Source organism: Actinoplanes sp. NPDC024001, assembly GCF_040638955.1.
Classification (GTDB): domain Bacteria; phylum Actinomycetota; class Actinomycetes; order Mycobacteriales; family Micromonosporaceae; genus Actinoplanes.
Genome location: NZ_JBEZZB010000003.1, coordinates 76,852 through 90,336, shown reverse-complemented (window position 1 = coordinate 90,336; position 13,485 = coordinate 76,852). Strand labels below are relative to the sequence as shown.

The 13,485-nt window shown below is 69.4% G+C and carries 12 protein-coding genes; all 12 read right to left on the bottom strand.

Going from position 1 to position 13,485, the window contains the following annotated elements:
- Nucleotide 1: 1 nt before the first annotated feature.
- Nucleotides 2-2,500: an NADH-quinone oxidoreductase subunit G gene (locus AB0F81_RS02610; protein WP_360189755.1), complete on the bottom strand. Its 2,499-nt coding sequence runs from the start codon at nt 2,498-2,500 to the stop codon at nt 2-4.
- Entirely contained in the window at nt 2,500-3,816 is a 1,317-nt protein-coding gene (gene nuoF, locus AB0F81_RS02605) for an NADH-quinone oxidoreductase subunit NuoF (protein WP_360189752.1), read from the bottom strand. The genes AB0F81_RS02610 and nuoF overlap by 1 nt, the downstream gene beginning before the upstream one ends.
- Nucleotides 3,813-4,949 (bottom strand): NADH-quinone oxidoreductase subunit NuoE, encoded by a 1,137-nt coding sequence (nuoE, locus tag AB0F81_RS02600; protein WP_360189749.1) that lies wholly within the window; start codon nt 4,947-4,949, stop codon nt 3,813-3,815. The genes nuoF and nuoE overlap by 4 nt, the downstream gene beginning before the upstream one ends.
- Nucleotides 4,949-6,274, bottom strand: a complete 1,326-nt coding sequence (locus AB0F81_RS02595; protein WP_360189746.1) for an NADH-quinone oxidoreductase subunit D — start codon at nt 6,272-6,274, stop codon at nt 4,949-4,951. The genes nuoE and AB0F81_RS02595 overlap by 1 nt, the downstream gene beginning before the upstream one ends.
- Nucleotides 6,271-6,990 carry an NADH-quinone oxidoreductase subunit C gene (locus AB0F81_RS02590; RefSeq protein WP_360189743.1) on the bottom strand — a complete coding sequence of 240 codons (720 nt, stop codon included), beginning with the start codon at nt 6,988-6,990 and terminating at the stop codon, nt 6,271-6,273. The genes AB0F81_RS02595 and AB0F81_RS02590 overlap by 4 nt, the downstream gene beginning before the upstream one ends.
- On the bottom strand, nt 6,987-7,658 hold the full coding sequence (locus tag AB0F81_RS02585) for an NADH-quinone oxidoreductase subunit B family protein (protein ID WP_360189740.1): 672 nt from the start codon (nt 7,656-7,658) through the stop codon (nt 6,987-6,989). The genes AB0F81_RS02590 and AB0F81_RS02585 overlap by 4 nt, the downstream gene beginning before the upstream one ends.
- Nucleotides 7,659-7,663: 5 nt before the next feature.
- On the bottom strand, nt 7,664-8,023 hold the full coding sequence (locus AB0F81_RS02580) for an NADH-quinone oxidoreductase subunit A (protein WP_360189985.1): 360 nt from the start codon (nt 8,021-8,023) through the stop codon (nt 7,664-7,666).
- Nucleotides 8,024-8,112: 89 nt separating this feature from the next.
- Nucleotides 8,113-9,408 carry a geranylgeranyl reductase family protein gene (locus AB0F81_RS02575; protein WP_360189737.1) on the bottom strand — a complete coding sequence of 432 codons (1,296 nt, stop codon included), beginning with the start codon at nt 9,406-9,408 and terminating at the stop codon, nt 8,113-8,115.
- A 121-nt stretch (nt 9,409-9,529) separates the two neighbouring features.
- Nucleotides 9,530-9,787 (bottom strand): hypothetical protein, encoded by a 258-nt coding sequence (locus tag AB0F81_RS02570; RefSeq protein ID WP_360189734.1) that lies wholly within the window; start codon nt 9,785-9,787, stop codon nt 9,530-9,532.
- A 50-nt stretch (nt 9,788-9,837) separates the two neighbouring features.
- The gene (locus AB0F81_RS02565; RefSeq protein ID WP_360189731.1) at nt 9,838-10,533 is read right to left on the bottom strand and encodes a demethylmenaquinone methyltransferase; all 696 of its coding nucleotides are present in this window, start codon (nt 10,531-10,533) and stop codon (nt 9,838-9,840) included.
- Between the two features lie 337 nt (nt 10,534-10,870).
- Nucleotides 10,871-12,106 (bottom strand): hypothetical protein, encoded by a 1,236-nt coding sequence (locus AB0F81_RS02560; protein WP_360189728.1) that lies wholly within the window; start codon nt 12,104-12,106, stop codon nt 10,871-10,873.
- 68 nt (nt 12,107-12,174) lie between these two features.
- Nucleotides 12,175-13,416: a cyclic dehypoxanthinyl futalosine synthase gene (gene mqnC, locus AB0F81_RS02555; protein WP_360189725.1), complete on the bottom strand. Its 1,242-nt coding sequence runs from the start codon at nt 13,414-13,416 to the stop codon at nt 12,175-12,177.
- Between the last annotated feature and the right edge of the window lie 69 nt (nt 13,417-13,485).

Here is a 13,485-nt window from a genome sequence, read left to right as displayed (position 1 = left end):
TTCACTGGGTAGCTCCCTCGGCCAGGATCGGACCGGGCACCCCGGCCGTCAGCTTGACCACCGCGCCGGCGGTGACGCCGAGGCTGCGGCGCACCGTCGAGCCCGGCGAGTTGGTGGGCAGCCAGACCACCCGCGGCGGCAGGTCGGTGATCGCGGCCGGCAGCGTGACCGCACCGCGGCCGGTGCCGACCGTGACCAGGTCACCGTCGACGACACCGAGCTCCTCGGCCAGGTCCTTGCCGAGGCGCACCACCGGCGGCCGGGCCGTGCCGGCCAGCACCTGGTCGCCGTCGAGCAGCGAGCCCAGGTCGATCAGCTGGTGCCAGGTGGCGAGAACGGCCTCGTGCTCACCCGTACGCGGAAGGTCTGTCGTCACGGCGGCAGGCTGCGCCGGTCGCGGCGCGCTGCTCGCCGGCATGCTGCCCAGCTCGCGCCGGACGGCAAGGACGTCGCCGGTGTTGAGGGTGACGTCGAGCAGCGCCGCGATCGCCTCCAGCACCCGGCCGTCGGTCATCGCGGCGCCGGGCAGCACCGCGGCGAACGACCGCAGCCGGCCCTCCCAGTCCATGTAGGTGCCGGCCTTCTCGACCGCCGGGGCGATCGGCAGCACCACGTCGGCCCGGCGGGTCACGGCGCTCTGCCGCACCTCCAGGCTGACCAGGAACGGAACCGCGTCGAGCGCCTCCTCGGCCAGCCGCGGGTCGGCCAGGTCGGCCGGGTCCACGCCGCCGACGAGCAGGCCGCCGAGCGTGCCGTCCGCGGCCGCCGCGATGATCCGGTCGGTGTCCCGGCCGGGGGTGCTCGGCAGCACACCCGGCTCGGTCCGCCAGGCCAGCGACAGCTCGGCACGGGCCGCCGCGTCGGTGACCGGCCGGCCACCGGGCAGCAGGTTGGGCAGGCAGCCGGCGTCGAGCGCACCCCGGTCACCGGCCCGGCGAGGCACCCACGCGAGACGAGCACCACTGCGGGCGGCCAGGTCGGCCGCCGCGGTGAGCCCGCCCGGCACGGTGGCCAGCCGCTCACCCACGATCAGCAGTGCGCCGGGCGCGCTGAGCGCGCCGGCGACGGCCGCGTCGGTGTTGAGCAGCCGGGCCTCATCGCCCGGCACGGCCGCGATCAGCGCGGCGCCGAGCTTCTCAAAACCCCGGGAGAGGTACGGGGCGACAGCCGTCACCGTGAGCTTGCGCTTCACGTGGCCCTTGCGGAGCCGCAGGAAGAGGATGGGGCACTCCTCCTCCGGCTCGAGTCCCACGATCACGACCGACGGGGCGTTCTCCACGTCGGCGTAGGTGACCTCGGAGGATCCGGCCACCGTGGCGGCGAGGAAGTCCGCCTCCTCGGTCGACGACAGCGGCACACCGGAGGCGCGCACCGGACGGGCCCGGAAGTCGATGTCGTTGGTGCCGAGGACGGTGCGGGCGAACTTCGCGTACGCGTAGGCGTCCTCGACCGTGAGCCGCCCACCGGTCAGGACCCCCACGCCACGCTCGCGCGCGGCCCGCAGGCCCTCCGCCGCCGCGAGAAGCGCCTCGCTCCAGGAGGCCTCGCGCAGCTCACCGGTGGCCGCGTCGCGGACCAGCGGGGTGGTGAGCCGGTCGGTGGCGGTCGCGTACCGGAAGCCCCAGCGGCCCTTGTCGCAGTTCCACTCCTCGTTCACCGCCGGGTCGTCACCGGCCAGCCGGCGCAGCACCTTGCCGCGGCGGTGGTCGGTGCGCTGAGAGCAGCCGGCGGCACAGTGCTCGCAGGCGCTCGGCGAGGAGACCAGGTCGAACGGGCGGGCGCGGAACCGGTACTGCTCGCCGGTGAGCGCGCCGACCGGGCAGATCTGGATGGTGTTGCCGGAGAAGTACGAGTTGAACGGGACGTCGCCCTCGCCCTCACCGACCTGACCGTCGCCGGTGCCCTCGCCGCCGAAGAAGTCGTCCCGGTAGACGTTGATCTGCTCGCCGGAGGAACGGTCCATCAGGTCGATGAACTTGTCGCCGGCGATCTCCTCGGAGAACCGGGTGCAGCGCTGGCACAGAATGCAGCGCTCCCGGTCCAGCAGCACCTGGCTGGAGATGTGGATCGGCTTCTCGTACTCCCGCTTGTGCTCGTGGAAGCGGGAGTCCGCGCGGCCGCTGCTCATCGCCTGGTTCTGCAGCGGGCACTCGCCGCCCTTGTCGCAGGTCGGGCAGTCCAGCGGGTGGTTGATCAGGAGCAGCTCCATCACGCCGGCCTGCGCCTTCGCGGCGACCGGCGAGCTGAGCTGGGTCTTGACCACCATGCCCTCGGCCACCGTCTGGGTGCACGAGGCGACCGGCTTGCGCTGGCCCTCCACCTCGACGAGGCACTGCCGGCAGGCGCCGGCCGGGGCCAGCAGCGGGTGGTCGCAGAACCGCGGGATGGCGATGCCCATCCGCTCGGCGACCCGGATGACCAGCTCACCCTTCTCCGCAGTGACCTCGACCCCGTCGATGGTGAGGGTGACGGTGTCCGCCCTCTTCTGAACGTCCGTCATCAGTGCGCTCCTACAAGGGACTTCTCGGAGAGCCGCGGCGCGGTGCGGCCCTCGATGTAGCCGAGGTAGTCGTCCCGGAACCACTTGAGCGTCGACACGACCGGCGTCGCCGCGCCGTCGCCGAGGCCGCAGAAGGACCGGCCGAAGATGTTGTCCGCGGTGTCCTGCATGGTGTCCAGGTCGGCGTAGGTGCCCTGGCCGGAGAGGATCCGCCGGTAGGTGCGGACCAGCCAGTAGTTGCCCTCCCGGCACGGGGTGCACTTGCCGCACGACTCGTGGTGGTAGAACTCCAGCCACCGCCACGTGTTGTAGACCGGGCAGTCCTGGTCCGAGAAGATCTGCATCGCCGTGGTGCCGAGGATCGACCCGGCCGCCGCCACCCCCTCGAAGTCCATCGGGGTGTCGATGTGATCGGCGGTCAGGATCGGCGTCGACGAGCCGCCCGGCGTCCAGAACTTCAGGTTGTGGCCCGGCTTCATGCCGCCGGCCAGCTCGATCAGCTCGCGCAGGGTGATGCCGAGGCCGCACTCGTACTGGCCCGGGTTGACCACCCGGCCGGAGAGCGAGTAGATCATCGGGCCGGCCGACTTCTCGGTGCCCATGCTCTTCCACCAGTCCGCGCCGCCCAGCACGATGTACGGCACGCTGGCGATGGTGCCGACGTTGTTCACCACGGTCGGGCTGGCGTAGAGGCCGGCGATCGCCGGGAAGGGCGGGCGCAGCCGGGGCTGGCCACGGAAGCCCTCCAGCGAGTCCAGCAGCGCGGTCTCCTCACCGCAGATGTACGCCCCGGCGCCGCTGTGCACCACCAGGTCCAGGTCGAACCCGGACTTGAGGATGTTCTTGCCGAGGTAGCCCTTGGCGTACGCCTCCCGGACCGCGTTGCGCAGCCGCCGGGCGGCGTGCACCGCCTCACCGCGGATGTAGATGAACGCCCGGTTGGCCCGGATCGCGTACGAGGCGATGATCGCGCCCTCGATCAGCGAGTGCGGGTCGTAAGTCATCAGCGGCAGGTCCTTGCAGGTGCCCGGCTCGCCCTCGTCCGCGTTGATCACGAGGTAGTGCGGCTTGCCGTCGCCCTGCGGGATGAAGCCCCACTTCAGGCCGGTCGGGAAGCCGGCGCCGCCCCGGCCGCGCAGTCCGGAGTCCTTGACCAGCTGGATCAGGTCGTCCGGGTGCACGTCGAGCGCCTTGCGGAGTGCCGCGTAGCCGTCGAGCCGCTCGTAGACCCCGATCTGCCAGGCGTCCGGCGAGAGCCAGCGCTTGGTCAGGACGGGGGTGAGCTTCTGGAGGACCTCCGGCCGTGGCTGGGTCACTTCTCCTCCTCGGTAACGCTCGGGACGTTGCTGGTCGGCTCCTGCGCAGCGCTGCGCTGGCTGACGATTCCCCGGGTGCTGTCACCGGCGGGTTTGCCGTCGCCGGCCGGTTCGTTGCCGTCGACGCCGGCTTCCTCCGCGGAGGCGGTGGCTTCGGGGCGCCCGGGCTCGTCCGCGGTGGGGTTGCGAGACTCCGCCGCGCGTACCTCCGGGTCTTTGACATCACCGGTGTCAGTGGTCCGCCCGGCGTGCCGGCGCTCCTCCACCTTGTCGGCGACCGCGCCGGCCGCCGCCTTGACCGCGCCGGCAGCCTTCTTGGCCACCGTCGTAATGCGGCCCTCCGGCTTGGCCTCGACCGGCTTGTCGGCGTCATCCGTCTTGGGCGGGAGCGCGCTCTCGTCCCGGGCCGGCTTGGTCTTGGTGATCGGGCTCTCCGGGTCGAACCCGGCGACCGCGATGCCGTGCTCCTGCGCCAGCCGGACGCCGCGCAGCGTCGGCGCCCCGGCCACCCCGTCGGCGACCGCGCCGTCGCGCGGGTCGGCGAAGCCGGCCAGCTGGAACTGCATCTCCTTGAGCGAGCAGATGCGCGCGCCCCGGCTGGGCGTGGGCCGCTCGCCCTGGCGCAGCTTCTCCACCAGCTCGACCGCGCTCTCCGGGGTGGCCTCGTCGACCGTGAAGTCGTAGTTGACCGTCACCACCGGGGCGTAGTCGCAGGCCGCCAGGCACTCGGCGTGCTCCAGCGTGATCTTGCCGTCGGCCGTGGTCTGGTCGTGGCCGACGCCGAGGTGCTCGCTCAGCTGGTCGTAGACCTCCTGGCCGCCGAGCACGTTGCAGAGGGTGTTGGTGCAGACGCTGACCAGGTACTCACCGGTGGGCCGGCGCTTGTACATGGTGTAGAACGTCGCCACCGCGCCGACCTGCGCCTTGTTGATCCCGAGGATCTCGGCGCAGAAGGCCACGCCGGTCGGGCTGACGAAGCCCTCCTCGGTCTGCACGAGGTGCAGCAGCGGCAGGAGCGCCGAGCGCTCCCGGCCCGCCGGGTAGCGGGCCAGGATCTCGAGCGCGGGCTCCAGCAGTTTCTCGGCCAGCGGTGCCGCGGCTGGGGAGAAATCCACCGTGGTTTTCGCGGACATCAGCGGTCACACCCACCCATCACGGGGTCCAGCGAAGCGCCGCCGGCGATCACGTCCGCCAGCAGTGCTCCCTCGGCCATCGCGGGGATGGCCTGCAGGTTGACGAAGCTCGGCTCGCGGTAGTGCACCCGGTACGGATGCGTCCCACCATCGGAAACCGCGTGTACGCCGAGTTCGCCACGCGGGTGCTCGACCGCGACATAGACTTGGCCAGGCGGAACCCGGAAGCCCTCGGTCACGAGCTTGAAGTGGTGGATCAGCGACTCCATCGACTGACCCATGATCTTGGCGACGTGCTCGAGCGAGTTGCCGAGCCCGTCGAGACCGAGCGCGAGCTGCGACGGCCAGGCGATCTTCTTGTCCTCGACCCAGATCGGCCCGGGACGGAGCCGGTCCAGCGCCTGCTCGACGATCTTGAGCGACTCCCGGATCTCCGCCACCCGGACCAGGTAACGGCCCCAGACGTCGGCGGTCGTCGCGGTCGGCACGTCGAACTCGTAGTTCTCGTACCCGCTGTACGGCATCGTCTTGCGCAGGTCCCAGGGCAGGCCGGCGGCGCGCAGCACCGGGCCGGTGATGCCCAGGGCCAGGCAGCCGGTGACGTCCAGGACGGCGACGCCCTGCGTCCGCTGCTGCCAGATGACCTGGCTGGAGAGCATGGCCTCGTATTCCTTGAGCTTCTTCGGCAGGTACTTCAGGAAGTCGCGGATCTTGCGAACCGCGGAGTCCGGAAGGTCCTGGGCGAGGCCGCCCGGGCGGATGTACCCGTTGTTCATCCGCAGGCCGGAGGTCTCCTCGAAGATGTCGAGGATGTACTCACGCTCACGGAAGCCGTAGAGCATCATCGAGATCGCGCCCAGCTCCATGCCGGTGGTGGCGAGCCACACCAGGTGCGAGGCGATCCGCTGGAGCTCCATGAACATGACCCGGATGGTGTTGGTCCGCTCGGTGATCTGGTCGGTGATGCCGAGCAGCTTCTCCACCGCGAGGCAGTAGGCCGCCTCGTTGGACATGTTGGACAGGTAGTCCATGCGGGTCACGAAGGTGACGCCCTGGGTCCAGTTCCGGTACTCGAGGTTCTTCTCGATCCCGGTGTGCAGGTAACCCACGACGGGCCGGCACTCGGTGACCGTCTCGCCCTCGAGCTCCAGCACCAGCCGGAGCACGCCGTGCGTGGACGGGTGCTGCGGACCCATGTTGACGACGATCTTCTCGTTGCTGAGCGGGTCGACGCTGGCGGTCAGCGTGTCCCAGTCGCCGCCGGTGACCGTGAAGACCCGGCCCTCGGTGGTTTCGCGCTCGGTTGCGTACTCGGATGTCGTCACTGGTAGACCCTCCGCTGGTCGGGCGGCGGGATCTCGGCACCCTTGTATTCGACCGGCACGCCGCCGAGGGGGTAGTCCTTGCGCTGGGGGTGGCCCTCCCAGTCGTCCGGCATCAGGATCCGGGTGAGGTTCGGATGCCCGGCGAAGACGACGCCGAACATGTCGTAGACCTCCCGCTCCTGCCAGTCGGCCGTCGGGTAGACCTGGGTGACGCTCGGGACGGTCGTGCCGTCCGCCACCGCGACCTCCAGACGCACCCGCCGCCGGTACGTCATCGAGGTCAACTGGTACGTCACGTGGAACCGACGCTCGTCGGTGCCGAGGTAATCCACCGCGTCCACCGACGAACAGAGCTCGAACCGCAACGACTCGTCGTCGCGCATTACCTGACACACTTCGGCGATACGTTCGGGACGTACGTGAAGTGTGAGTTCCGCCCTATCCACGACCACCTTCTCGATGGCTTCGTTGATGGCCGGATAAGCTTCCTCCAACGCGTCATAGACGTCGTCGAAATAACTGCCATAAGGCCGTGGGCTGTCAAAAACAGCAGGTCGCGGGCGGACCAGACGACCGAAGCCGGAGACGTCGCCGGTTCCTTTGACACCGAACATGCCCTTATCCGGGCTGGGCGGTGTCTGCGCGGGTGCACCAATCTCCGCACCTACCGGTGCGGTAGTCGGAACACCACCCTCAGTTCCCGACTGAATTGTCATTTGCCCACCTCCCGCAAATGCGGCTGGAGCTTCATCCAGTTCTCGATCCGCAATTGCTCCTCACGGCCTTCCTTGACGGCCTGGGTCCACTCGGCGCGACGGGCCTTGTCGACCCGGTACGACGACGGCATGGCGCCCGGAGCAACGATCGGGACGTCGCCCTGAGCCTTGCGGGCCTCGAGCATCTTGCGCCCGTTCGGTCCGAGCGGCTGGGCCATCACCTTCTCGCGCATCTTGAGGATCGCGTCGATCAGCATCTCCGGCCTGGGCGGACAGCCCGGCAGATAGATGTCGACCGGGATGATGTGGTCCACGCCCTGGACGATCGCGTAGTTGTTGAACATGCCGCCGGACGAGGCGCAGACACCCATCGAGATCACCGAGCGGGGTTCCGGCATCTGGTCGTAGATCTGCCGCACGACCGGAGCCATCTTCTGGCTCACCCGGCCGGCGACGATCATCAGGTCGGCCTGCCGGGGCGAGGCCCGGAACACCTCCATCCCCCAGCGACCCAGGTCGTAGTGGGGTCCGCCGGAGGCCATCATCTCGATGGCACAGCAGGCGAGGCCGAAGGTGGCGCCCCAGAACGACGACTTGCGGGCCCAGTTGGACAGCTTCTCCACGCTCGTCAGCAGGATGCCTGACGGGAGCTTCTCTTCGATTCCCATGCTTATCAGTCCCAGTTCAGGCCGCCGCGCCGCCACACGTACGCGTAGGCGATGAAGACGGTGAGGATGAACAGGACCATCTCCACGAACCCGAACAGGCCGAGCGCGTCGAAGGACACGGCCCACGGGTACAGGAAGATGGTCTCGATGTCGAAGATGATGAAGAGCATCGCGGTCAGATAGAACTTGACCGGGAACCGGCCGCCGCCGATCGGTTGTGGTGCGGGCTCGATGCCGCATTCATAGGCGTCGAGCTTTGCCCGGTTGTATCTCTTCGGCCCGACGATCGGTGCGACGGACACCGAGAACAACGCGAAGAGGGCGCCAAGGATCAGCAACCCGACGATCGGGACATAAGGGTTGATCGTCATCACTACTCCCGTACGACTGTTAGCCGCTTCACACTAGTTACTGTGGTTCTGTAGTCCTTTGGTCGGGGTGCCCTAATTCGCCGTCAGACGGCGGGCGCCACCTTGGTGAGGCCGTTGATGATGCGGTCCATGGCGTCGCCACCCCGGGGGTCGGTGAGGTTGGCCAGGAGCTTGAGAACGAACTTCATGAGCAGCGGCTGGGGCATGCCGTACTTCGTGGCGAGCCGCATGATCTGGGGGTTGCCGATCAACTTCACGAATATCCCGCCGATCCGGTAGTAACCACCGAACCGCAGACTCAATTCGGCGGGATACGCACGCAGCGCGCGCTCCCGCTCCGGGCCGGCCGGGCGTGCCAGGGCCTGCACGGCCACCTCGGCCGCCATCTCGCCGGACTCCATCGCGTACGCGATGCCCTCGCCGTTCATCGGGTTGACCATGCCACCGGAGTCGCCGACCAGCATCACCCCGCGGGTGTAATGGGGCACCCGGTTGAAGCCCATCGGCAGCGCGGCGCCGAGAGTCTGACCCTCCGCATTGGCCTCGTCACGCAGGCCCCAGTCCTCCGGGGTGGTGCCGAGCCAGTCGGTCAGCAGGGCGCGGTAGTTGGTCTTGCCGAACGCGTCGGACGAGTTCAGGATGCCGAGCCCGACGTTCACCCGGCCGTCGCCGAGACCGAAGATCCATCCGTACCCGGGGAGGAGCCGGCCCGGGTCCTGCGCACTGCGCAGCTCCAGCCAGGACTCCAGGAAGTCGTCGTCCGCCTTGACCGCGGACCGATAGTAGCGGCGGACCGCGACGCCGAGCGGACGGTCGTCGCGCTTGGCCAGCCCGAGGGCGAGCGGGAACTTGCCGGAGACGCCGTCCGCGGCGATCACCAGTGGGGCGCGGAACTCCACCGGCTCCCGCTCCGGCCCGGTCTTCGCCTGGACGCCGATCACGTAGCCGTCGTCGTCGAGCACCGGCCCGGTGACGTTCACGCCGGTGCGCAGCAGCGCGCCCGCCTCGGTGGCGCGCTGGGCCAGCATGTCGTCGAAGTCGAGCCGGGTCCGGACCAGGCCGTAGTTGGGGAAGCTGGCCAGCTCGGGCCAGTCCAGCTCCAGGCGGACCCCGCCGCCGATCACCCGCAGCCCGCGGTTGTGCAGCCAGCCCGCCTTCTCGGAGGTGTCCACACCCATCCGGATCAGCTGGCGGACCGCACGCGGGGTGAGACCGTCGCCGCAGACCTTCTCGCGGGGGAACTCGGTCTTCTCCAGCAGCAGCACCCGCACGCCGTGGCGAGCCAGGTGATAGGCCGCGGCTGACCCGCCCGGACCGGCTCCGACCACGATCACGTCCGCCTCGTCGGCGACGATCCCACCTGCTCCGTGGTCGCTCACGGTCCCACCTCCGGTCTCGCGCGAGGCTCGTGAATTAGTTCACAAGCATGCCTCGATCGGAGTGTAGGCCGACAATCGAAGATCTTTGCGCTTAGGTTCCCCTAATTTCGGGGAACGGGCGTCAGACCTGGTCGGAGTCGCGTAGAACCCGGTCCGCCACGCCGAGCGCGGGCCCGTCCAGGTGGTCGCGGATCGTGCCGTCCATGGCCCGGTCCAGCGCGACGATGAGCTCCTCCACCAGATCCTGGGCGAGCAGCGGGTCCTGTGCCGCGACCATCCGCAGGCGGGTGGCCAGCTCGGTGGCGCGCCGCTCGCCGGCCTCGCCCTCGTCGATCGCGATGTCGATGTCGGTGTCCTCGAGATGCCCGATCTTCGTCATGAAACCGAGCTAAACAGCGAGTTCGCCGCCTTGTATGCCGAATGCCGGATTTATACCCGAGTGGCGCGATGCAGCGCGACGATGCCGCCGGTCAGGTTGCGCCAGCCCACCCGGTCCCACGGCCCGGCCTCGGCGATCCGGGTCGCCAGACCCTGCTGATCCGGCCAGGCCCGGATCGATTCGGCGAGATAGACATACGCCTCCGGGTTGCTGGAGACGCCGCGCGCCACCGCCGGCAGCGAGCGCATCAGGTACGACAGGTAGACCGTCCGGAACGCCGCGTTGGTCGGGTGGCTGAACTCGCAGACCACCAGCCGGCCACCGGGCCGGACCACCCGGCCCAGCTCACGCAGCGCAGCCGAGGTGTCGACCACGTTACGCAAAGCAAAGGAGATGGTCACCGCGTCGAAGGCGGCGTCGGCGAACGGCAGCCGCAGCGCGTCCCCCGCGAGCAGCGGCACCTCCGGCCGGCTGCGGCGCCCCGCCCGCAGCATGCCCACCGACAGGTCGGCGCCGACCGCGAACGCGCCGGACCGGCCCAGCTCCTCCGTGGAGACGCCGGTGCCCGCGCCCACGTCCAGAACCCGCTCGCCCGGCCGCAGAGCCAGAGCGGCCCGCGTGGCCCGGCGCCAGCCGCGGTCCTGTCCGAAGGAGAGGACCGTGTTGGTCAGGTCGTAGCGGTCGGCCACGCCGTCGAACATCTCGGCGACCTCGTGCGGCTGTTTCCCCAGATCTGCGCGCGTCACAACACCAACAATGCCCCATCCGACCGCCCCACCCGCCACCCATAAACCGGAAGAGACTGCCTTCACAAACAGAACGAGCGGGATGGTCACCCATCCCGCTCGCGCCTTGTGCGTTATATATACGACCGCCATCGGTCGGGTCCGACATCCCGTCACCGGCGCTGACCGCGGCGGGCGACGACTGAGTTGTTCCGTTGCCTTACGCAGGCAACCTAACCAGCCCACACCCGCCGGGACAGTCAACCGGCGGCCTCGTTACGAAGGAGCAACCCGCCCTCAACGGTCCGGTGATCCGACCCCTGGCCGAACGGCGGAGTCGCACCCCCCGTTCAGGGGATCAGGACTCGTCGTCGGGCGCGACGACCACGATCCGGCGCCGCCGGGCCGCCAGGAACAGCAGGAGTCCGGCAACGACCACGGCCGCACCCGTCGCGGCGACACCGGTCGCCACCGGTCCGGTGATCGGCAGGGTCGGGTCGTCCTCGCCGCCCTCGCCGCCACCGGAGCCGGCACCGGCGCCCGCGGTCGCGCTCGGGCTGGAGGTGGGGCTTACGCTCGGGCCGGCGCTGGAGCTGGAGCTCGGGCTGGGGCTGGCGGACTTGACGAGGGCCGCGAAGTTGTCGGTCTCCAACTGGCCGTCGTTCGGCCCCATCGGGACCACGTCCGACGGCTCCAGCACACCACGGGTGACCTGCTCGGCCCGCTCGCCGGTGACCCCCGCACCGACGACGGTGGCGGTACCACCGGTGGCCCTCCCCTTGGCGGTACCGCGGGCATACACCGGCAGCCCCATCGCCCACGTCGAGGCCTCCTGGCCGGCCGACTCCGGCTGCAGCACCAGGCCCTTGAATGAACAGGTGATGTCCTCCGAGCTGTAATAGCACCCGGCGAACCGCGGATCCGACCGCATCACGTCCTGGTCGAAGAGGATGTGCGAGTTGGGCAACTGCACATCGAGCGACAGAGCCCCGGCCGGCTCCTTGCCGCGGTTGGCGAAGGCGACGATCAGCATGCCCTTCTCGCCCGGCGCCAGCTCGCCCACCGTCACCCCGGAATCGGTGACCTTGGCCGGTACATCCCAGGCGTGCACGGCCACGCTCGCCCGCTTGCCGACCGTGAGCGGGAAGCTGAACCGCTGCGGCGCCTGCGGGTTGTAACCGTCGAACATCGGCCACATGACGAGCCGGCCGGCCGGGGTGATCGGCTGGTCCGCCTCCGCCGACAGCGTGGCGCGCATCTCCGCCGACTCGCCCGGCTGCAGCGTCGACTTGCTCAGATGACAGTCCGACGTCCGAATGGGGCCGGGATCGCAGACACCGGCCGGACTGAAGTGGATCTTCTCCCACGCGTAGGACTCGTGATCGACCGTCAGCTTGACGTTCTTCATCGCGCCGGGACCGTTGTTGGTCACCTTCACGACGACGTTCTTGGTCTCGCCAGGCTCCACCTCGCCGCTCGACAAGGTGACCGTCGCCTGCGGCACCGCCGCGGCCTGTGCCGCCGGAACGCTCGTCAGCCCAGCGACCACCAGCGACGCCACCGCGGCGACGCCGAGGCGCAATGCTCCCCGCATCTCATTGACCTCCGTCTTCGATGAAGCATCGAAGGTAGCGGTGATCACAAAGGAGGGCGACCCCGGGTTCAGTTCACCTCGACGAGCGGCAGCTCGGTGCGGCCCGCCCCACCACCGGGAATAGCGATCGAGGAGAAGTGCGACACCACGCGCTCGTCCGTCGGGTCATCCGCCGGCGTGTGGTGCACGGCCAGATGCCGATACCAGGTGTCACGCTGCGCCGGGATCCGGTCAGCGGTGCGGATCATCGAGATCAGCTCCTGCAGGTTCGACCGGTGCCGGGCGCCGGCCGAGGAGATGACGTTCTCCTCCAGCATGATCGAGCCGAGGTCGTCGACACCCATGTGCAGCGAGAGCTGACCGATGTCCTTGCCGGTGGTGAGCCAGGACGCCTGCAGGTGCGCGACGTTGTCGAAGAACAGCCGGGAGACCGCGATGAACCGCAGATACTCCATCGTGGTGGCCTGGGTGCGGCCCTTCAGGTGGTTGTTCTCCGGCTGGTAGGTCCAGGGGATGAAGGCGCGGAACCCGCCCACGTCGTGCGACTGCTCGACGGCGTCGTCACGGTAACCGTTCCCGACGGCGAGGTCCTGCACCTCCCGGATCATCCGGATGTGCTCGATGCGCTCGGCGTTGGTCTCCCCCGTACCCATCATCATGGTGGCGGTGGAGGAGAGGCCGTTGCGGTGAGCAACGGCCATGACCTCGAGCCAGCGCGCACCGCTCTCCTTGAGCGGGGCGATCGCCTTGCGGGGCCGGTCCGGCAGCATCTCGGCGCCGGCGCCGGCGATCGAGTCCAGGCCGGCCGCCTTGATCCGGACCACCGCCTCCTCGATCGAGACGTCCGAGACCTTCGCCATGTGCAGGATCTCGCTCGGGCCGATGGAGTGGATGGCGAGCTGCGGGAACGCCTGCTTGACCGAGGAGAAGAGCTCCTCGTAGTACTCCACCCCGAAGTCCGGGTGGTGGCCGCCCTGCAGCATCACCTGGGTGGCGCCGAGGTCGACCGCCTCGCGGCACCGGTGCAGGATCTCCTCGGTCGGGTGGGTCCAGCCCTCTTTGTGCTTGGGCGCCCGGAAGAACGCGCAGAACTTGCACGCCGTGACGCACACGTTCGTGTAGTTGATGTTCCGGTCGATCAGGTAGGTGACGATCCCGTCCGGGTAGCGACGGCGCCGGACCGTGTCGGCCGCCTCGCCGAGCGCGTGGAACGGGGCCTGCGTGTAGAGCAGCAGCGCCTCCTCGGGCGTGATCCGCCCACCGTCGGCACCGCGCTGCAGGATGCTGTCGATCTCCGGGTTCGCCGTCACGACCAGAAGCGTACGTCCAGTCGGTGTCAACCGTCAGCGGCGAGGGTCACGGCAGGCTTTCGGCTGCCC

Excerpts from the sequence above, each read along its gene's own strand:
- AB0F81_RS02610 (WP_360189755.1), bottom strand. The coding sequence starts at position 2,500 with ATGACGGACGTTCAGAAGAGGGCGGACACCGTCACCCTCACCATCGAC.
- nuoE (WP_360189749.1), bottom strand. The coding sequence starts at position 4,949 with ATGTCCGCGAAAACCACGGTGGATTTCTCCCCAGCCGCGGCACCGCTG.
- AB0F81_RS02590 (WP_360189743.1), bottom strand. The coding sequence starts at position 6,990 with ATGACAATTCAGTCGGGAACTGAGGGTGGTGTTCCGACTACCGCACCG.
- AB0F81_RS02585 (WP_360189740.1), bottom strand. The coding sequence starts at position 7,658 with ATGGGAATCGAAGAGAAGCTCCCGTCAGGCATCCTGCTGACGAGCGTG.
- AB0F81_RS02570 (WP_360189734.1), bottom strand. The coding sequence starts at position 9,787 with ATGACGAAGATCGGGCATCTCGAGGACACCGACATCGACATCGCGATC.
- AB0F81_RS02560 (WP_360189728.1), bottom strand. The coding sequence starts at position 12,106 with ATGCGGGGAGCATTGCGCCTCGGCGTCGCCGCGGTGGCGTCGCTGGTG.